This window comes from Polynucleobacter sp. AM-26B4, from assembly GCF_018882285.1.
In the GTDB taxonomy this organism is placed as follows: Bacteria; Pseudomonadota; Gammaproteobacteria; order Burkholderiales; family Burkholderiaceae; genus Polynucleobacter.
In genome coordinates this window covers 892,711-911,058 of record NZ_JACVOT010000001.1, presented here as the reverse complement: position 1 = coordinate 911,058, position 18,348 = coordinate 892,711, and the positions used below count along the sequence as shown (strand labels likewise).

Below are 18,348 nucleotides of genomic sequence, written 5' to 3'. Positions count from 1 at the left end.
CTCAATTAGCTCAATGAGATCGGATCATCGTACCAAAAGCTTGCTCGGTCAGAATTTCCAAAAGCAAGGAGTGTTCGATTCGACCATCAATGATGTGCACTGAATTAACACCACTCTTAGCAGCATCTAAAGCAGAAGAAATCTTTGGCAACATACCGCCAGAAATTGTGCCGTCCGCAAACAAGGCGTCAATTTCTCTGGCAGTTAAATCAGTCAACAAATTACCGCTCTTATCCATCACACCAGGAATATTGGTCATCATGACCAATTTCTCGGCTTTCAGAATCTCAGCCATCTTGCCTGCCACCAAGTCAGCATTGATGTTGTACGCCTGACCATCTTCACCAAAACCAATTGGTGAGATCACTGGAATGAAGGCGTCATCTTGCAAGGCTTTTACAACGGCCGGGTTGATCGAATCAATTTCACCAACAAAGCCAATGTCTAGCATCTCGCCTGGCTTTTCTTTGTTTGGGATCATCATTTTGCGCGCATGAATCAAGCCACCATCTTTACCAGTCAAGCCAACTGCCTGCCCGCCAAAATGATTGATCAACATCACGATGTCTTGTTGCACTTCGCCGCCAAGAACCCACTCCACGACTTCCATGGTTTCTTCATCGGTCACACGCATGCCCTGAATAAAAGTTCCAGCTTTGCCAACTTTTTTCAAAGCATCATCAATTTGCGGGCCACCGCCGTGCACCACTACAGGATTCATGCCCACCAATTTCAACAAAATCACGTCGCGAGCAAAACCTTCTTTTAGACGATCCTCAGTCATAGCGTTTCCGCCGTATTTGATAACAATGGTTTTACCGTGGTACTTCTTAATGTACGGCAAAGCCTGTGCCAAAACCTCGGCTTTGACTGCAGGGGAAACGTCTTTAAGTTCAGCTAGTGGTGTGCTCATGCGCGGATTGTAAGATCAGTTGCCATGCTTGGCTAGAATTTTTATTCAATTATGTAAAAAGGCGGCCTAAAGCCGCCTTTTTACGCAATCTACTGGCCTTAAACACCAGTAGCTGGGTTAATTACCAAATAACTTTTGGCGCAGTTCGCGGCGCTCTTGTGCCTCTAAAGATAGATTGGCTGTTGGACGTGCCAATAAACGCGGGATGCCAATTGGCTCACCAGTTTCTTCACACCAACCATAGTCACCTGATTCAATGCTCAACAAAGATTGCTCTACTTTTTTGAGAAGCTTGCGCTCGCGATCACGTGTGCGCAATTCCAAAGCATGCTCTTCTTCAATCGTGGCACGATCTGCTGGATCAGGAACCAAAACGTTTTCACGTAGATGCTCAGTGGTTTCGTTAGCGTGCAGCAAAAGGTCTGCCTTCAAAGCCAATAACTTTGCTTTGAAAAATTCTAATTGAGCAGCATTCATATAATCCTTTTCAGGCATTTTTACGATATCTGCTTCTGTTAATGCTTTCTTGCTCATCTCTTGTCCTTTCGGGACTTTGTTCTTACTTCGCTTAATTTAAAACTCTTGTTGTCTCTTTACAAGCTCTTTACGAGTCATTTATTACGCCACAATGCCATTCAAATTTATAAGAGCTCAGGGCGCGGATTCTACTCTAATCTATAAAGATTACACCAAACATGTTTCAAGACCACCCAATAAAACGTCTTTAGGTAGGTCAATTCCAATGAAAACCATCCTGGTTTCTTTTTTATCTTTACCCCAAGGAGCACCCATATCGGAGCCCATCATTTCATGAACACCCTGAATGATGACTTTACGTGCACCGCCCTTGATGTACAAAACACCTTTATATCTCAACATCTTAGCGCCGAACACGGACAAAATTCCGCCCAAAAAGTCCTCAAGCTTCTGCGAATCAAAGGGGCGATCGCTTCTAAAAACAAAGGATTGGATTTTGTCTGTGTGGGTCTTTTTCATGAATTGCACAGGTTGAGCGTGCTGGTGACCATGCTGATGGTCATGCCCGTGGTTGCAGTCCGGGCCATGCTCGTGATGCTCGTGACCACAATTTGCATGATCATGGTCGTCTTGCTCCAAGAAATGCGGGTCAATATCCAACTTGTCATTCAAATTAAAGCCGCGCAAATCCAAGACCTGATCCAAAGACACAGTTCCCTGAGTAATCCCTGTGATTGGCGCACGAGGATTCATGTGCATCAATCGATGTTTTAACTGATCAACCGCTTTTGCATCGACCAAATCTGTTTTGGTGATAAAAATTCTGTCAGCAAAACCAACTTGCTGTTGCGCTTCTTCATGTTGGTCCAATTGTTGGTTGCCGTGCTTGGCATCAACCAAGGTCACAACGGCATCCAAAATGTAGTGGCTGGCAATCTCATCATCCATGAAAAATGTTTGAGCAACAGGGCCAGGATTAGCGACACCCGTGGTTTCAATCACCACGCGATCAAAAGAAATCTTCTTGTCTTTACGAGACTCGAATAAATCATTCAGCGCTTTGACCAAGTCACCGCGGATGGTGCAGCAAACACAACCATTGCTCATCTGAACAATTTGCTCATCACTGTCCTGAATCAAAATGTCATTATCAATATTCTCTTCACCGAACTCGTTTTCAATCACGGCAATTTTTTTGCCATGATTTTCATGAAGAATATGTTTGAGCAAAGTTGTCTTGCCACTACCCAAAAAACCGGAAAGAATTGTTACTGGTATCAAAGCCATGATTGCATCCTTGTGTGATCTATTAATTATGAGCCTATCGAGCGCAGATGGCTATAGCCTCTGAAGCAACAAGCCCTTTAAGTAATCCCCTTCGGGAAAACTTGTTAAAAGTGGGTGATCGGCGCCAGAAGATAAACGCTGCATTAATCTAAAATCCATCGAGGTGCTGCCTGAATGCGCCATCGCCTCGGCACTCGCCATCGCAATGGTTCTTTCGAACAATGCTGAATCAACCGCGCCAGAGCAAGAAAATGTGAACAGTAAGCCGCCTGGTTTTAATAACTGCATACCAGCACGATTAATCTCTTTGTAAGCACGCAAAGCCTTATCCAAATGATGTGAAGATGGAGCAAATTTAGGCGGATCTAAAACAACGATGTCGAATTGCTTTTCTTCTTTTCTTAACTGCGTCAAAACTGCGAACGCATCTGAATCAATCCATGTGGCTCGTGACTCATCAAATCCATTCAACAGCATCTGTCTTTGCGCCATCGCCAAAGCTTCACCTGAAGAATCAACGGAAGTGACATGCTTTGCACCACCTTTTAAGGCTGCCAAAGAAAAGCCGCCGGTGTAGCAAAACATATTTAAGACTTCTTTATCCTTTGATAGCTCACTTAAAAGATGTCGGCTATCTCTTTGGTCAATATAAAAACCTGTTTTGTGACCATGCACCACATCGACGCTGTAAAGAACACCGCATTCGTTCACATTGACAGGAGCCTCTGGCATCTCACCAAAGAGAGCGCCAATGTGTGGCTCAAGACCTTCACGGGCGCGAACTGCGGCATCCGATCTCTCAACAATGGTTTTGCACCCTGTTTGCTGAACCAATGCCTGCACAATCGCTTCTTTCCAATGCTCCATGCCAACGAATAAAAATTGACACACCAAGGTATCTGCATACTGATCAACCACCAAACCCGGCAGGCCATCGCTCTCGCCAAAAATCAAACGAATCGCGTTGGTGTTTTTTACCCACTGCGCTCTGTGCGCAAGAGCTTTAGAAATACGCTCTTTGAAAAAGGCATGGTCAATTGTTTTGCCTTCATCCCAAGTCAGCACTCGAACTCTGATTTGCGATGTTGGGCTGTAAAGACCTTTGGCAATGAACTTGCCTTCATCAGATAAAACTTGAACTGTTGCGCCAGGATAAATCTTGCCATCGACGCGTTCGATCGCATTCGAGTACACCCAAGGATGTCGTCTTAGGAGTGGGCGCTCTTTACCGGCTTTTAATGTGATGCTCGCTTGCATTATTGACTCTTCTTATTTTTAGCTCTTGGATGGGCCAAGTCATAGGCTTGAGCCAAATGCTGAAAATCCAAGGCGGTATAAATCTGCGTACTGGTGATGCTGGCATGCCCCAACATTTCTTGGACTGCACGCAAATCACCCGATGATTGTAGAACGTGGCTGGCAAAACTATGTCTCAACATATGTGGGTGAACATGTGTGGGCAATCCTGCCTTGACTGCCAGTGCTGCCAAATGTTGCTGAACTGTTCTAGCTGAAGCTCGTTTACCTTGTTTATTGATAAAAAGAGCCTGAACCACACCTTTATCAGTCGAGACGTAATTAGCCCGGACAACTAGCCAATCTTTCAAAGCATGTAAAGCTGCCTCACCAACGGGCACCGTTCTTCTTTTTTTACCTTTACCCAAGACCATCACTTCACCAGCATCAAAATCAATCCAGCCAGCAGAGGCATATTCTTTGGTTTCGATTGGGGTCAGATCAACACCGAGTAACTCTGATAAGCGCAAACCAGAGGAATACAGTAATTCAACAATCGCCCGGTCTCTTGCTCTTAAAAAATCATCTGCTTGAACGCTTTCTTTATTAGCGCTTTCCACCAAATTAATCGCCTGCTCAACAGACAGAGCTTTGGGTAAAGGCTTGTTGCGTTTGGGAGCCTTGATATCACTCAAAGGACTTTTATTGACCAAGCCTTTTTGATTGGCTAACCACAAATAAAAACCTCTCCAAGCCGACAACATCCTTGCAATGCTTCTTGATGCTTGACCCTGAGAGTGGAGCTTTACAACCCAGGACCGCACCTGATCTGATGTGACATCTGCCAGCTCCAGTCTTTGTTCCTCAAGTCTGGCCAACAAATAATCAAGGTCTTTTGTATAGGCAGCAATTGTGTGCTGAGATACCTGCCTGACCACATGAAGTTCACGCAGGTATTCTTGCGCGAGCAAAGACTTCATGATTAGATCAATCCTATTCTTTTGAGCGGGTTAATGCTGCTAAAGCAAGTTCGCCGATTTGATCTAAGTAAACGCGGCCCATGTCAGATGTGAACTTTTCGACATTGCGACTAGCAAGCAATATTTGAACTTTTAACGGTGATAGATTAACCACTGCAAGACTCTTCATCTCTTCGTTTAGATGAGCTTTGACAGCATCGCTGACCTGATCAGCTGAGCCACAAAAATTATCATGCTCGCCATCGAGAAGCTCAACTTGCTCAATATCAAAAATCTTGGCCAGTCCAGAGCTGATGGCAGCTCTGACGTCGGCTTCAGATTTGGCGGACAATAAATTTGATAACCACTGAATCATCAAACCCTGAGTTTTATCGTTTTGACTACCAAAGCGCAGCATGTCTGACAGGCGCTGATTCAAAGCTTGGTTTTGTTGACGCAAAACACCCAACTGACGCTCTTGCAAAGAAATGGCGCGATCACCATGCGGATTTTTTAATTGAATGTCTGCCAATAAATCAGCATGTCTTTCAAAAAAACCTGGGGTTGCCAAAAGCCACTCTGCCACTAAAGCTTCGCGCTCTTGTTGCTCAGCCGTTTGATTGTTTTCTTGTGTCATGATTGATTTAACTTATCCGTGAGTAATTTGTTGACTTGCTGTGGATTGGCCTTGCCTTGTGTTGCTTTCATGATCTGACCAATCAAAGCATTAAAAGCTTTTTCTTTGCCAGCGCGGAATTCCTCTACTGACTTTTGATTAGCAGCCAACACTTGATCAATGATCGTCTCTAAGGCACCGCTATCGCTGATTTGCTTAAGCCCTTTTGCTTCAATGATGCGATCAACCGCATCAAGGTCAGATGCTTTTTCATCCCACATCGCCGTGAAAATTTCTTTCGCGATTTTGTTAGAAATCGTGCCATCGGCAATTCGCTGAATTAATTGCGCCAACTGAGAAGGGTTCAGTGGTGATTGCGCTGCACTGATGCCTTCTTTATTCAGAGCTGAAGCAAATTCACCAGTCATCAAATTGGCGGCTGCCTTGGCTTGATCTTTGCCGACCTTTTTAAGCAGGTCTTCATAAAAATCAGCCGTGGCTCGCTCTTGCGTGAGAACCTGGCAATCGTACGCAGACAAACCGAACTCTGACTGCCAGCGTTCTGATTTTTGTGCTGGCAATTCTGTCATTTCAGAACGCTCTTTAGCAATCCACTCTTCAGAAATCATCAGTGGCAATAAATCAGGATCTGGGAAATAGCGATAGTCATTCGCGTCTTCCTTGCTGCGCATGCTGCGTGTTTCTTTTTTATCTGGATCGTATAGTCGCGTTTCTTGAACAACTCGGCCGCCATCTTCGATCAATTCAATTTGACGACGAACTTCGTATTGAATCGCCTCTTCTAAAAAGCGGAAAGAGTTCAAGTTTTTAATTTCGCAACGGGTGCCGTATTCTTTTTGCCCGACGGGTCTAACTGAAATGTTGGCATCGCATCGGAAAGAACCCTCTTGCATATTGCCATCGCAAACGCCCAACCAAACCACCAAACTATGCAGCGCCTTGGCATAAGCCACAGCTTCAGCTGCACTTCGCATATCTGGCTCTGTAACAATCTCCAGCAATGGCGTGCCAGCACGATTCAAATCGATACCGCTGGATGATTCGCCATGAGGACCACGAAAATCTTCATGCAATGATTTGCCCGCGTCTTCTTCCAAGTGAGCCCTGGTCAGCTGAACAGTTTTAGCTTCACCGTCTAAAACAATGTGAACCTTGCCACCTTGCACCACTGGAATTTCAAATTGACTAATTTGATAACCCTTAGGTAAATCAGGATAGAAATAGTTTTTACGGGCAAAAATACTCAATGGTGCAATGTGTGCGCCAACGGCCAAACCAAAACGAATCGCGTGGGCCACTGCGCCTTTATTTAAAACAGGTAAAACGCCTGGCAAAGCCAAATCAACCGCACACGCTTGTCTGTTTGGCTCTGCACCAAACTCAATCGAGGCGCCGCTGAATATCTTTGAATTGGTTCTTAGTTGCGCATGGGTTTCCATGCCAATCACGACTTCCCATTTCATCACGCACCACCTTTCACTGCAAAAGGTGATTGGGCTTGATGCCAATTGGTTTCTTGTTGATAAGCATGCGCCACCTGAAGCAAAGCAGCTTCAGAGAAGTAATTACCAATTAACTGCAAACCAACAGGCATGCCATGATCGCCAAAACCACAAGGCACACTCATCGCTGGCAATCCTGCCAAATTTGGTGAAAGCGTGTAAATATCTTCTAAATACATTTGTGTTGGATCTGAAACTTTTTCACCAAGCTTGCCTGCAACATTCGGTGCAACTGGTCCTGCGATGATGTCGCACGCATCAAATGCATTTTGAAAATCTTGCGCGATGATGCGACGAATTCTCTGTGCTTTTAAATAATAAGCATCGTAATAACCGTGCGACAAAACGTAAGCACCAATCATGATGCGGCGTTTAACTTCTGCGCCAAAACCTTCAGATCTTGAGCGCTTGTACATGTCTGATAAATCGCTGTACTCTGCTGCACGATGTCCATAACGAACGCCATCAAAACGACTCAAATTACTGGAGGCTTCAGCGGGAGCCAACACGTAGTAAACCGGAATCGATAATTCTGTTTTAGGTAAAGACACGGGCACACACTCGGCGCCCATTTTTTTCAATTGCTCAATGGCAGCATCAACCGCTGTTCTAACATCTGCATTCAAGCCATCGCCAAAATACTCTTTGGGCAATCCAACCCTTAAACCTTTGAGAGGCAAGCCTGGCTCACCTGACCAAGTTTTCCCAAGTGCTTTTGTGTAATCTTCTTTGGCACGATCCAAGCTTGTGGAATCTTTTGCATCATGTCCTGCCATGGCGTTGAGCATGATGGCGCAATCTTCTGCCGTCTTGGCCATTGGCCCGGCTTGATCAAGAGAAGATGCATAAGCAATCATGCCGTAACGTGACACTCGGCCATAGGTTGGCTTAATGCCCGTGATGCCGCAAAAAGCTGCGGGCTGACGAATCGATCCGCCAGTATCTGTTCCTGTTGAAGCAGGTGCTAAACCCGCAGCAATGGCTGCAGCAGAACCACCTGAAGAACCTCCGGGTACTCGCGCGAGATCCCAAGGATTTTTAGTGGGGCCTGCGTAAGCACTTTCATTTGAAGATCCCATGGCGAACTCATCCATGTTGACCTTGCCCAAACAAACCATGCCGGCACGACCAACTCCGAGCTCAGCAACCACATGCGCATCAAATGGACTGATGTAGTTATTCAATATTTTTGAACCAGCAGTTGTCTTCCAATGCTTGGTGACAAATATATCTTTGTGCGCCAATGGCACACCTGTCAAAGTAGTTGCAGAGCCATCGGCCAGCTGAGCATCAGCCGCCTTCGCTTGCAACAAAGTTTGCTCAACGTTCACATCAACAAATGCGTTTAGCTCATTAGATTGCGCAATGCGAGTCAAAAAGTAATTTGCAAGCTCTTGGCTGCTCACTTCTTTTGAATGAAGTGATTTTGATAGCTCTGCAATGGTTTTGGTGTGCCAACTCATTCGATCACCTTTGGCACAAGAAATAAACCATCATGCTCTGCGGGTGCATTTTTTAAATAAGCATCCCTTTGATCATGCTCCGTGACGACGTCTTCACGCAATGGCTGGGCAATGGCCATGATTTGCTCAATTGGATGAGCCAAAGGCTCAATACCATCGGTATTAACTGCCTGCATTTGCTCTACTAAATTGAAGACTTTCTGCAATTGGCCCAAAGTGGCCTTTGCCTCGTCTTCCGAGAGCGATAAATGGGATAAATGCGCTATGCGCTTAACATCTTCGAGATTCATTTGTCCTGCTACGGTATCATTAAAGGGTTCATTAACGTATTAATTAATCTATTTTCCTACTTATATTATGTTTGGTCTCTTTCGCAATTACTTTTCTAATGATTTAGCCATTGACTTGGGTACCGCAAATACCCTTATTTACATGCGTGATAAGGGCATTGTCCTTGATGAGCCATCGGTTGTGGCGATTCGTCAAGAAGGCGGTCCGAACGGCAAAAAGACTATTTTAGCCGTAGGTAAGGAAGCCAAGCAGATGCTTGGTCGAGTTCCAGGCAATATTGAAGCAATTCGCCCTATGAAAGATGGTGTTATTGCCGATTTCACGATCACTGAGCAAATGCTCAAGCAGTTCATCAAAATGGTTCATGAGACCAAATTGCTCAAACCAAGCCCAAGAATCATCATTTGCGTGCCTTGCGGCTCAACACAGGTTGAAAGACGCGCCATTCGTGAATCTGCCCTAGGTGCTGGCGCCTCACAGGTCTACTTGATTGAAGAGCCAATGGCCGCAGCCATCGGTGCCGGTTTACCAGTATCAGAAGCTTCTGGCTCAATGGTGGTGGACATCGGTGGCGGTACAACAGAAGTGGGCGTGATGTCCCTAGGCGGCATGGTTTACAAGGGTTCTATCCGTGTTGGCGGTGACAAATTTGACGAAGCCATCATCAATTACATTCGCCGTAACTACGGTATGTTGATTGGTGAGCAAACCTCTGAAGCCATCAAGAAAACGATTGGCTCAGCCTTCCCAGGCTCAGAAGTGAAAGATATGGAAATCCGTGGTCGCAACCTTTCTGAAGGTATCCCACGCAGCTTCACAGTAACAAGTAATGAAATTCTAGAAGCCTTGACCGATCCATTGAATCAAATTGTGACGGCCGTGAAGGTAGCCCTAGAGCAAACACCTCCAGAATTGGCTTCTGACATTGCTGATCGCGGCATGATGTTGACTGGTGGCGGCGCTTTGCTTCGCGACCTAGATCGCTTATTGCTTGAGGAAACTGGCCTTCCTGTTCATATTGCCGAAGATCCATTGACCTGCGTGGTCAGAGGCTCTGGCATTGCGCTTGAGCGCATGGACAAGCTAGGCGGCGTATTCTCACAAGAATAACTTCGCTAAGCAGCTAGAGAGATTTCATTGCAGCTTAGCCCACCTCCTCTCTTCAAACAAGGTACGCCAGCTCTTATCAAGCTGGCTATCTGCCTTTTCATCAGCATTTTGTTGATGGTCATGGACCATCAATTCAAGGCGCTGAATGAGGTTCGTTCGGTGGCAAGCTACTTGCTCACACCATTTCAATATGCCATGCAAATGCCCAGAAATGCTTTGGTGGGCAGTTACGACTATCTGACAAGCAAAGGCTCTCTAGAGGTTGAAAACGAGGCTCTCACCAAGCGAGTGGCCGAATTAACACTCTTAGCGAATCAGTCAGAGCTGTTCATGTCTGAAAATACACAATTGCGAAACCTGATTGGCATCAAAGAACAGGCTCGCTTCAAGATTTTGATTGCCCAAATTCTTTACAGTCCATCTAATCCAATGTCTCAACGCGTCGTGATTGATCGCGGGGCATCAGACAACATTTCACTTGGACAAGCAGTTTCTGATCACCAAGGCATTGTCGGTCAAGTGGTTCGGGTCATGGAAAACAAATCTGAAGTGACTTTGTTAGACGATAGAGACATGGTGATTCCAATTCAAGTTGCTAGAAATGGGCTCAGGGGCGCCCTACACGGCAACGGCAGAGGTCGACCACTGGAATTAAGACACATGGCCGCTGTGAGCGATTTGCAAGTGGGTGACGTTTTAATGACATCTGGCATTGATGGTATTTATCCACCAGGATTTGCAGTGGCCACCATCGATAAAATTGAACGCAACGTGGATAAGAACTTTGCCTACGTTTACTGCTCTCCTGTGGGCGGTGTGAATCGCTTTCGTCACGTGATGATTCTTTTCTACGATTCTGGATTTGGTCCTAAGCCAGAAGCAAGTAAAAATTTCAAAGAAACTGACTCAAAGTCCAATCGTTTATATAGAGGTAAGCCATGATAGATAGCGGCTACATCCTTCGTCCTGCGAATCCTCTTTTTATTGCCTTTAGCTTGCTAGCGGCCACCTTGCTGAATTTCTTGCCTCTTGGCAATGCTCCATGGGTGCCTGATTGGTTGTTGCTTTGCTTGGTGTTTTGGACCATTCATCAACCAAGAAAAGTCGGTGTGATTTGGGCCTTTTGTTTAGGCTTGGTCATGGATGTTCACAATGGCAACTTGCTTGGTCAATACGCATTCATGTACCCGCTCGTTGCTTACTTCGGTATTTTTTGGCAAAGACGAGTGATGGGCTTTACGCGCATCCAGCAAGCCTTGCATCTATTACCTCTTTTCATCTCCGCCTCTATTTGGCCACTGATCATTCGTTGGGTTGCAACTGGTGAAATTCCATTCTGGGCATGGTCTAGTCTTTTCTCTGGTTTTATTGAAGCCCTTTTGTGGCCAGTAGCAGTGTTCTTATTATTAGCACCGCAACGCAGGCCGACCGATGTTGACCTCAACCGTCCGATTTAATTGACGGCACATGAATCGATTTAAACAATCTCAACCAACAGTTAAGTCATTTCAAGATCGACTTTCTGTTGCAATGATTTTTGTATTGATTTGTTTTTCAATACTTTTATTGAGATTTGTTTGGTTGCAAGTGGTCACGCATCAACGCCACTCTTTGGCGGCCGAAAATAATCGCATTGCCTTGATTCCAGTTCCAGCCAATCGCGGCCTCATTTATGATCGCAACGGCATTGTGATTGCGCGCAATTACTCTGCTTACACCCTAGAAATAAATCCTTCGCAAGTTGAGACTAACTTAAATGATTTGCTTGATCAACTATCAGCAGTCGTTGATATTCAAGCAAAAGATCGTCGTAACTTTTTGAAGTTAGCAGCAGAGTCAAAAACCTTTGATTCATTCCCGGTCAGAACTTTACTCAGCGATGTTGAAGTTGCCAGATTCACAGCTCAACGCTTCAGATTTCCTGGCGTTGAAATTCGTGCGCGCTTATTTAGACAGTACCCGTATGGTGAGCTTGGCTCACATCTGATTGGATACATCGGCAGAGTTTCACAAAAAGATCGTGAAAAATTAATTGCCGAATTAGACTCCAGCAAAAGTATGGATGAAGATTGGGCTCAGAGAAAAAATATCAACTTATTAGGCATGCCATACATAGGCAAAGTTGGCATTGAACAAAGTTACGAACAAGCGCTCAGAGGCTCTCCAGGATTTGAACAAGTTGAAATCACCGCTGGCGGAAGAGCAGTCAGAACACTTTCAACATCTTCCTCTACGCCAGGAAAAAATCTAGTACTAGCCGTTGATATCAAACTTCAACATATGGTTGAACAGCTATACGGAAAAAGGCGCGGCGCATTTGTGGCGATTGAACCAAAAACTGGCGACATCCTTGCGTTTGTTTCAAAGCCTAATTTCAACCCAAATGATTTTGTGGAAGGTATTGATGCAAGCACCTGGAAAGACTTGAATGATTCTCCAGAAAAGCCTCTCTACAATCGCCCATTAAAAGGCACCTACGCCCCTGGATCAACTTATAAGCCATTCATGGCACTGGCAGCTCTTGAAACCGGTAAACGTACTCCTAGTCAATCGATCGCGGATCCTGGCTACTTCATTCTCGGCAACAATACCTTCCGAGACGATAAGGTCGGCGGTCACGGTTCAGTCGACATGGCCAAATCGATTGTTGAATCTTGCAACACCTATTACTACCATTTAGCACGTGATATGGGCGTCAACCCGATGCACGACTTCATGAAGCCGCTTGGGCTTGGTCAAATCACTGGCATTGATCTTGTGGGCGAAGCACGAGGCATCTTGCCTTCGACCTCCTGGAAAGAAAAAGCATTTAAAAAACCAGAACAACAAAAATGGTTTGAAGGTGAAACCATCTCTTTAGGTATTGGGCAAGGCTACAACAGCTTTTCTATTTTGCAATTGGCTCATGCCACAGCAAATATTGCCAATCAAGGTGTTGTGATGAAACCTCACCTGGTGAAATCAATTGAAAACCCAATCACCAAAGAGCGTTTTTTAACAACGCCGCAAGAGAGTTACAAAATCGATCTCAAGAAAGAAAATATTGATGTGATCACTAACGCCATGGTGGATGTGAATAGATTCGGCACATCAGCAGGCGCATTTAAAGGAGCTGGTTACAACGCTGCCGGTAAAACTGGTACGGCCCAGGTTTACAGTTTGAATGCCAAAAACTATAACCACGGCGCTACCCCAGAATTTTTAAGAGACCATGCTTTATACGTCGTCTTTGCTCCAGCAGAAAATCCAAAAATTGCCATTGCCATGATTGTTGAAAATGCTGGCTTCGGCGCTGCTCACGCAGCCCCTATCGCACGACGTGCGCTTGATTACTATCTTGAGGGTCGCTGGCCTAAGGAGGTTCCTGAATGGAAAAACGCTCCTTAATTCATAAAATTGATTTTCTTTGGAACGGCCTAGACAAAACTTTAGGTCTGATTGTTCTGGCTCTTGTAGCCATCAGTATCGTCACATTTATTTCAGCGACGAGCGGAACGCATGTGCAATTTGTTGATCAAGCACGCAATCTGATTGTATCGATTGGTTTGATGTTGATTGTTTCCAGAATTCCACCCAAGTGGCTAGAAAAATCTGCGATTTGGATTTACACCATTGGTATTGCATTACTTCTTGCAGTAGCGGCTTTTGGCTTGATTAAAAAAGGTGCGCGACGCTGGGTCAATATTGGCATCGTAATACAACCCTCAGAGATCATGAAGATTGCTATGCCGATGATGTTGGCTTGGTACTTTCAACGTCGTGAAGGTGTCTTAAAGACTTGGGATTACGGTGTTGCAGCTTTGTTGTTAATTTTGCCGGTTGCCTTGATTGGTAGACAGCCTGACCTTGGCACAGCGTTACTTGTTTTAGCATCTGGTCTTTACGTCATCATTCTTGCAGGCTTTCCATGGAAGTACATCATTCCAGTGGTTGGTGCAGGAACACTCGGCATTTTATTGATCATCATTTTCGGTGGTTATATTTGCGAACCAGAAGTTAAGTGGCCCTTTCTTCATGAGTATCAAAAAAATCGTGTCTGTACGCTTTTAAACCCTAGTTCAGATCCTCTTGGTAAAGGCTTTCACACGATTCAATCAATCATTGCGATTGGCTCTGGCGGACTTTTTGGCAAGGGCTGGCTCAACGGTACTCAAGCACACCTTGAGTTCATTCCAGAAAAACATACTGACTTTATTTTTGCTGTTTTTGCAGAAGAATTTGGATTGCTTGGCAACATCATTTTGTTGGGCTTATTTACTGCCTTGATTCAAAGAGGTCTTGCTATTTCGTCTAATGCCCCAACGCTCTTCACAAGACTTTTGGGCGGTGCTGTGACAATGATTTTCTTCACTTATGCCTTCGTTAATATGGGCATGGTCAGCGGTCTGCTACCAGTGGTCGGTGTACCACTTCCATTCATCAGCTATGGTGGCACAGCCCTTGTGACCTTGGGCATCGGTGTTGGTATTTTGATGAGTATTCATCGCTACCGAAGACTCGTACAAAGCTAGAGACTAATAAAGTTATCTATCGAGATAGATTAAAAAGAGTCATAAAAAAAGCCCAGCTAAACAGCTGGGCTTTTTAATATTGCAAATCAGCGAATTACTTCTTACGCTTATTCACGGCATCTTTAAATGCTTTACCTGCAGTAAATTTAACTGTCTTAGCTGCAGCAATCTTGATTGCTTCGCCAGTCTTTGGGTTACGGCCCATACGAGCAGCACGCTTACCAGAACCGAAAGTACCGAAACCAATTAACTGAACGCTATCACCTTTAGTAACAGCCTTCTTGATGTTATCCATAACTGAATTCAATGCAAATTCAGCCTTGGCTTTTGACAATTCTGATTCTTCTGCAATTGCGGAAATAAGTTCTGCTTTATTCAAGTGATGCTCCTTATCAATCATTGTTGGATAGTTGCACGTAGAACCCTACGTGCTTCAAATTGTAACCATAATTTTTGGAAAGAATATTAAATTTGAGTTAAATGTTTAAAGTAACAAAATAGCGAACAATTTGTTATATTGAAGGCAATGTACTCCGCCGTTTTTCTAAGTCCCGCCCTGATCAGTATTGCCGCCATTCTTTACGCGGCAAGCTTTTCAATCAACTCTTATGTCATGGGCTCGTTTTCATTTTCGCTTGGGGTATCTTGGGTTTTTTTGCCGGCAGGATTAAGGCTTTTGCTGACTTTGCTATTAGACAAAAATGGGGCTCTAGGCATTGCCATTGCTTCAATTGCCATCAGCTTGGGCTTCTATTTTGAGGATCCAATCCTTGGCATTGGCGCAGGAATCATCAGTGGTCTTGCGCCCTATATTGCGAAATTACTCGTGTTTAGAGACTCTGACTTAAAGCAAGACCTCTCACAACTCGATGCGAAGCAATTGCTTAACTGTGTTTTTGTTTTTTCAATTGTCAGTCCTCTCATGCACCAAGCATGGTACTCACTGCATAACAAAGATGGTTTCTTCTTTGAACACTTGGGGGTGATGATCATTGGAGATCTGATTGGTACCTTCATTGTTATTTACTTTGCCAAGGCTGTTATTTTTCTTTACAAGAAAAGAAGCTTTAATCAAAAAGCTTGAGTCACGCCACTAAACCACTGAGGGCTTAATCCCTATTTTGAGTGTTGATTTGATGCTTTAGAATCACATCTTCTTTCAAAAGAAGAGTGTCTTATGACCAAAGAAAATAATCACTTCTCCACAAGAGAAGCAGAAAAAACAGATATTAAATTGATTGATAGCAAAGAATTGATGGGTAAGTCCAATTACTTGGACATTGCACATGAGGGTGAAGTCTATCGACTGAGAATCACCAAATACAGAAAACTAATTCTGACCAAGTAATTAATCAACAATTAGTATGTCTTTAACAAAATGACCTGTGTCACCAAAACAGGTCGTTGGAATGCCCACGTGCTCTTCATATACCAATGAAACGCGCTTACCCATGCTTTCATTGATTTTTTTGACCACCGCTTCATCATGAACAGTGAAATTGAATTTTTCAGTCAAAGTTCCGGGCATGTTAATCATGGCCAACTCACCTTCCCAGGTTTTACATACCCAACCTTTTTTAGAAAACTTTTGCACATACCCAGCGCGTTCACCAGCTGAATAGCTCCAAGTCAAAGCCAACCAGGTGTAAAGGCAGAAAAGTAAAACCAATAACAACAAGAATCCTAAAAATTTTTTCATGCTCACTCCGGGGTTGAATCGTGCCAAGTTGGGTATTTATGCATCACACTCAAAAACAAAGGTGACTCGGTATGTTCATTTAACCACTGTTTTAAGAATTTCAGGCCTGATTGATCAATCCAGTCAGGATTCACCATTGCAAACTGGCGCACAAAAGGAAATATCGCTATATCAGCCAAACTGATCTTTGGCCCTAACAAATAAGCGCCTTTCTTTAGCTCCTCATTAATTGGACCTAGAAATAATGATGTTGCTTGACTCAAAGTCTCTTCAAGAGAAATATCTGGGTATCTATCGGGGTACTTGTATTGATCCAATAACTTTTTAAAAGGGCCATCATTCTTCTCAATCCATTCATCGGTGACATTTTCCGTCTCTGCAGAAAGCCACTGGTCTGGATCAAACTGTTTTAAGGCCCACTTCATGATGTCGTAACTTTGTTCAATCACTAGATCATCACTTTGCAATACTGGAACAGTTCCTTTGGGTGATATGGCCAATAAAGAGGCTGGCTTTTCTCTTAAAGAAATTTCTCGGATTTCAACTGGAATGCCTGAATAAGCCAAAGCCATTCTGGCTCTCATGGCATAAGGACATCTTCTGTATGAGTAAAGAATGTTTGAGGCCATCAATTATTTTAGATAAGCCATCTCTAGCATTTTCACCAAGGCATAAACGCTTTGATTAGCCGGTGTTGGAATCTGGTGAACCAAGCCACGCCTAACAATGTAGCCATTTAAAAAATCAATTTCAGTTTTTTTAAACTTCATCAAATCTTGCGCAGTAGAAGACTTTTGTTTTGTCATGGTCTTAGCAATTTGCTCATTTGCCAAGATTGCTTGCTCAAGGGTGATGTTAAGACCTTCTTTTCCTGCAACAGCTAAAAACTCTTTGGTGATCTGCTCAATAAGGGTATTGATGTGCGTTGATTGAACCATTTGCCCATACTCAATTTGGCCAATTCCAGAGATTGCGTTGTAACTGCAATTCACTAAAAATTTTAACCACATATCATGTTTAATATTTTTAGAAATGCCGCAAGGAATATTTCCCTTTTTTAGGTACTCTTGAAGCATGTTCAGCTGATCAAGGCAAGCTTCGTTACCTTCTAGATCACCAATCACCAACTCGCCTCGACCAAAATGCTTCACGTGACCGGGGCCAGCCATTCCTGTTGCAACATAGACAACGGCTGGGTAAACAGGATTTAAAAGCACTGCTCTTATGCGCCCAGCGTTATCAACCCCATTTTGTAGGCTCAATATGATTGAGTCTTCGGACAAATAGGGTTTGATCTCTTTAGCAACAGATTCTGTATCAGGTGACTTAACACAGAACAAAATAAGGTCTGCGTTCTTGATGGCTTGATATTCGGTGCTGGCTTTGACTGAAACGCGCTCTTGAAAAGATTGGCACTCCATATACAAACCATTTTCTTGAATGGCTTTCACATGGTCTTGGCGCGCAATCAAGGTGACGTCATACCCGGCTCTTGCCAACAATCCGCCAAAGTAACTGCCAACAGCTCCAGCGCCAATAACCGCTACCGCTGATATTTTATTTTTCATTTCTTAATTTTACGCCTTTGAATCCAGCACAGCATCAGCAAATTTATCAAAAATCCTTTAGAGTGGGTAAGGTATACATACTCTAGAGGCAAGCCCATGAAAGCATTCTTAATCAACCCCAAGCTCAAAGAAGTCACAGAAGTTGAAATTGAACCAACCATTGAAGCAGTTCAAGATTTGATTGGTTTCAAAACGGTCGACTCTGATGAAATCGATGCTAATTTTGACCAGCTATTCTTTGATGAAGAATGTTTTATTCGCCAACAAGATCAGGTTGGCCGCTTCAAGGTTGATAACTTGGCACCCATCGCAGGCAAGGGGGTGGTTGCCAACAGTGCAGACAATGGCAAAACAATCGCCAGCCCTCAAGTCACCCTAGAAGCTCTGACCAAACGTGTCACATTTTTGTGATCTAAATGACCATTGATAAAAACAGCTATCAGATAGATATCTCTGATGGCATTGTGCTGATCAAGAATCAAAACACGACGATTGCTTATTGTAGATTTTTAGATTCTGGTGACATTGAGTACATCTATGTCAACTTGGCCTATCGACGCCAAGGCTATGGCAGGATCTTGATCGATGAAGTAAAAAAGATCACGGGCAAGATTGGCGAGGTTCATGAACCAATCTCACCCTTGGGCTCTCAGTTCTTCAAGGGCATTGGAATTCTTTAAATACTGCCCAAAGTA

The 18,348-nt window shown here is 44.1% G+C and carries 22 protein-coding genes; 9 read left to right on the top strand and 13 right to left on the bottom strand.

Annotation, left to right across the window (positions count from 1 at the left end; genetic code table 11):
- Positions 1 to 10: 10 nt before the first annotated feature.
- From argB to gatC, 9 genes are all read right to left on the bottom strand, one after another.
- Positions 11 to 913 carry an acetylglutamate kinase gene (gene argB, locus ICE88_RS04575; RefSeq protein WP_216249905.1) on the bottom strand — a complete coding sequence of 301 codons (903 nt, stop codon included), beginning with the start codon at positions 911 to 913 and terminating at the stop codon, positions 11 to 13.
- Positions 914 to 1,030: 117 nt separating this feature from the next.
- Positions 1,031 to 1,447: an RNA polymerase-binding protein DksA gene (gene dksA, locus ICE88_RS04570; RefSeq protein ID WP_089514906.1), complete on the bottom strand. Its 417-nt coding sequence runs from the start codon at positions 1,445 to 1,447 to the stop codon at positions 1,031 to 1,033.
- A gap of 150 nt (positions 1,448 to 1,597) precedes the next feature.
- On the bottom strand, positions 1,598 to 2,680 hold the full coding sequence (locus ICE88_RS04565) for a GTP-binding protein (RefSeq protein ID WP_216251858.1): 1,083 nt from the start codon (positions 2,678 to 2,680) through the stop codon (positions 1,598 to 1,600).
- A 48-nt stretch (positions 2,681 to 2,728) separates the two neighbouring features.
- Complete coding sequence (locus tag ICE88_RS04560) at positions 2,729 to 3,934, bottom strand: class I SAM-dependent rRNA methyltransferase (RefSeq protein ID WP_216249902.1); 1,206 nt, start codon at positions 3,932 to 3,934, stop codon at positions 2,729 to 2,731.
- Positions 3,934 to 4,893 (bottom strand): tyrosine recombinase XerC, encoded by a 960-nt coding sequence (xerC, locus tag ICE88_RS04555; protein WP_216249898.1) that lies wholly within the window; start codon positions 4,891 to 4,893, stop codon positions 3,934 to 3,936. Before xerC ends, ICE88_RS04560 begins: the two co-directional genes overlap by 1 nt.
- A gap of 13 nt (positions 4,894 to 4,906) precedes the next feature.
- Positions 4,907 to 5,509, bottom strand: a complete 603-nt coding sequence (locus tag ICE88_RS04550; RefSeq protein ID WP_216249896.1) for a DUF484 family protein — start codon at positions 5,507 to 5,509, stop codon at positions 4,907 to 4,909.
- Entirely contained in the window at positions 5,506 to 6,975 is a 1,470-nt protein-coding gene (gatB, locus tag ICE88_RS04545) for an Asp-tRNA(Asn)/Glu-tRNA(Gln) amidotransferase subunit GatB (RefSeq protein ID WP_216249894.1), read from the bottom strand. Before gatB ends, ICE88_RS04550 begins: the two co-directional genes overlap by 4 nt.
- Entirely contained in the window at positions 6,972 to 8,474 is a 1,503-nt protein-coding gene (gene gatA, locus ICE88_RS04540) for an Asp-tRNA(Asn)/Glu-tRNA(Gln) amidotransferase subunit GatA (protein WP_216249892.1), read from the bottom strand. Before gatA ends, gatB begins: the two co-directional genes overlap by 4 nt.
- A complete protein-coding gene (gene gatC / locus ICE88_RS04535; protein ID WP_216249890.1) occupies positions 8,471 to 8,764 on the bottom strand; it encodes an Asp-tRNA(Asn)/Glu-tRNA(Gln) amidotransferase subunit GatC in 294 nt (97 codons plus the stop codon). The genes gatA and gatC overlap by 4 nt, the downstream gene beginning before the upstream one ends.
- Before the next feature lie 67 nt (positions 8,765 to 8,831).
- Between gatC and ICE88_RS04530 the strand changes: the two genes are divergently transcribed.
- From ICE88_RS04530 to rodA, 5 genes are read left to right on the top strand one after another with little or no spacing between them, the layout of a single operon-like run.
- Entirely contained in the window at positions 8,832 to 9,875 is a 1,044-nt protein-coding gene (locus ICE88_RS04530) for a rod shape-determining protein (RefSeq protein WP_089514914.1), read from the top strand.
- Between the two features lie 27 nt (positions 9,876 to 9,902).
- Positions 9,903 to 10,817, top strand: a complete 915-nt coding sequence (mreC, locus tag ICE88_RS04525; RefSeq protein ID WP_216249887.1) for a rod shape-determining protein MreC — start codon at positions 9,903 to 9,905, stop codon at positions 10,815 to 10,817.
- Positions 10,814 to 11,332: a rod shape-determining protein MreD gene (gene mreD, locus ICE88_RS04520; protein WP_216249883.1), complete on the top strand. Its 519-nt coding sequence runs from the start codon at positions 10,814 to 10,816 to the stop codon at positions 11,330 to 11,332. Before mreC ends, mreD begins: the two co-directional genes overlap by 4 nt.
- A gap of 10 nt (positions 11,333 to 11,342) precedes the next feature.
- Positions 11,343 to 13,262 (top strand): penicillin-binding protein 2, encoded by a 1,920-nt coding sequence (gene mrdA, locus ICE88_RS04515; protein ID WP_216249880.1) that lies wholly within the window; start codon positions 11,343 to 11,345, stop codon positions 13,260 to 13,262.
- Positions 13,244 to 14,386, top strand: a complete 1,143-nt coding sequence (rodA, locus tag ICE88_RS04510; protein WP_216249878.1) for a rod shape-determining protein RodA — start codon at positions 13,244 to 13,246, stop codon at positions 14,384 to 14,386. Before mrdA ends, rodA begins: the two co-directional genes overlap by 19 nt.
- A gap of 94 nt (positions 14,387 to 14,480) precedes the next feature.
- On the opposite strand, the gene ICE88_RS04505 is transcribed toward rodA, so the two are convergent.
- A complete protein-coding gene (locus ICE88_RS04505; RefSeq protein WP_216249875.1) occupies positions 14,481 to 14,786 on the bottom strand; it encodes an HU family DNA-binding protein in 306 nt (101 codons plus the stop codon).
- A gap of 126 nt (positions 14,787 to 14,912) precedes the next feature.
- Between ICE88_RS04505 and ICE88_RS04500 the strand changes: the two genes are divergently transcribed.
- Together ICE88_RS04500 and ICE88_RS04495 are read left to right on the top strand one after the other, a co-directional pair.
- A complete protein-coding gene (locus ICE88_RS04500; protein WP_216249863.1) occupies positions 14,913 to 15,470 on the top strand; it encodes a hypothetical protein in 558 nt (185 codons plus the stop codon).
- Positions 15,471 to 15,563: 93 nt separating this feature from the next.
- Positions 15,564 to 15,734, top strand: a complete 171-nt coding sequence (locus ICE88_RS04495; protein WP_216249859.1) for a hemin uptake protein HemP — start codon at positions 15,564 to 15,566, stop codon at positions 15,732 to 15,734.
- Here ICE88_RS04495 and ICE88_RS04490 read toward each other — a convergent pair whose 3' ends face one another.
- The 3 genes from ICE88_RS04490 to ICE88_RS04480 are packed head-to-tail and all read right to left on the bottom strand — an operon-like array spanning position 15,735 to position 17,653.
- Positions 15,735 to 16,085: a hypothetical protein gene (locus ICE88_RS04490; protein ID WP_216249855.1), complete on the bottom strand. Its 351-nt coding sequence runs from the start codon at positions 16,083 to 16,085 to the stop codon at positions 15,735 to 15,737.
- A gap of 2 nt (positions 16,086 to 16,087) precedes the next feature.
- A complete protein-coding gene (locus ICE88_RS04485; RefSeq protein WP_216249852.1) occupies positions 16,088 to 16,714 on the bottom strand; it encodes a glutathione S-transferase in 627 nt (208 codons plus the stop codon).
- Between the two features lie 3 nt (positions 16,715 to 16,717).
- On the bottom strand, positions 16,718 to 17,653 hold the full coding sequence (locus tag ICE88_RS04480; protein WP_216249850.1) for a ketopantoate reductase family protein: 936 nt from the start codon (positions 17,651 to 17,653) through the stop codon (positions 16,718 to 16,720).
- A 96-nt stretch (positions 17,654 to 17,749) separates the two neighbouring features.
- Between ICE88_RS04480 and ICE88_RS04475 the strand changes: the two genes are divergently transcribed.
- Positions 17,750 to 18,064 carry a hypothetical protein gene (locus ICE88_RS04475; protein ID WP_216249847.1) on the top strand — a complete coding sequence of 105 codons (315 nt, stop codon included), beginning with the start codon at positions 17,750 to 17,752 and terminating at the stop codon, positions 18,062 to 18,064.
- A 5-nt stretch (positions 18,065 to 18,069) separates the two neighbouring features.
- Positions 18,070 to 18,333, top strand: a complete 264-nt coding sequence (locus ICE88_RS04470; RefSeq protein ID WP_216249844.1) for a GNAT family N-acetyltransferase — start codon at positions 18,070 to 18,072, stop codon at positions 18,331 to 18,333.
- Positions 18,334 to 18,348: the final 15 nt, after the last annotated feature.

Coding starts and splice junctions, on each gene's coding strand:
- ICE88_RS04530 (WP_089514914.1), top strand. CDS start 8,832: ATGTTTGGTCTCTTTCGCAATTACTTTTCTAATGATTTAGCCATTGAC.
- ICE88_RS04505 (WP_216249875.1), bottom strand. CDS start 14,786: ATGATTGATAAGGAGCATCACTTGAATAAAGCAGAACTTATTTCCGCA.
- gatC (WP_216249890.1), bottom strand. CDS start 8,764: ATGAATCTCGAAGATGTTAAGCGCATAGCGCATTTATCCCATTTATCG.
- ICE88_RS04490 (WP_216249855.1), bottom strand. CDS start 16,085: ATGAAAAAATTTTTAGGATTCTTGTTGTTATTGGTTTTACTTTTCTGC.
- ICE88_RS04470 (WP_216249844.1), top strand. CDS start 18,070: ATGACCATTGATAAAAACAGCTATCAGATAGATATCTCTGATGGCATT.
- mreD (WP_216249883.1), top strand. CDS start 10,814: ATGATAGATAGCGGCTACATCCTTCGTCCTGCGAATCCTCTTTTTATT.
- ICE88_RS04485 (WP_216249852.1), bottom strand. CDS start 16,714: ATGGCCTCAAACATTCTTTACTCATACAGAAGATGTCCTTATGCCATG.
- xerC (WP_216249898.1), bottom strand. CDS start 4,893: ATGAAGTCTTTGCTCGCGCAAGAATACCTGCGTGAACTTCATGTGGTC.
- ICE88_RS04495 (WP_216249859.1), top strand. CDS start 15,564: ATGACCAAAGAAAATAATCACTTCTCCACAAGAGAAGCAGAAAAAACA.
- ICE88_RS04560 (WP_216249902.1), bottom strand. CDS start 3,934: ATGCAAGCGAGCATCACATTAAAAGCCGGTAAAGAGCGCCCACTCCTA.
- ICE88_RS04550 (WP_216249896.1), bottom strand. CDS start 5,509: ATGACACAAGAAAACAATCAAACGGCTGAGCAACAAGAGCGCGAAGCT.
- ICE88_RS04500 (WP_216249863.1), top strand. CDS start 14,913: ATGTACTCCGCCGTTTTTCTAAGTCCCGCCCTGATCAGTATTGCCGCC.
- mrdA (WP_216249880.1), top strand. CDS start 11,343: ATGAATCGATTTAAACAATCTCAACCAACAGTTAAGTCATTTCAAGAT.
- argB (WP_216249905.1), bottom strand. CDS start 913: ATGAGCACACCACTAGCTGAACTTAAAGACGTTTCCCCTGCAGTCAAA.
- gatA (WP_216249892.1), bottom strand. CDS start 8,474: ATGAGTTGGCACACCAAAACCATTGCAGAGCTATCAAAATCACTTCAT.
- rodA (WP_216249878.1), top strand. CDS start 13,244: ATGGAAAAACGCTCCTTAATTCATAAAATTGATTTTCTTTGGAACGGC.
- dksA (WP_089514906.1), bottom strand. CDS start 1,447: ATGAGCAAGAAAGCATTAACAGAAGCAGATATCGTAAAAATGCCTGAA.
- ICE88_RS04480 (WP_216249850.1), bottom strand. CDS start 17,653: ATGAAAAATAAAATATCAGCGGTAGCGGTTATTGGCGCTGGAGCTGTT.
- ICE88_RS04475 (WP_216249847.1), top strand. CDS start 17,750: ATGAAAGCATTCTTAATCAACCCCAAGCTCAAAGAAGTCACAGAAGTT.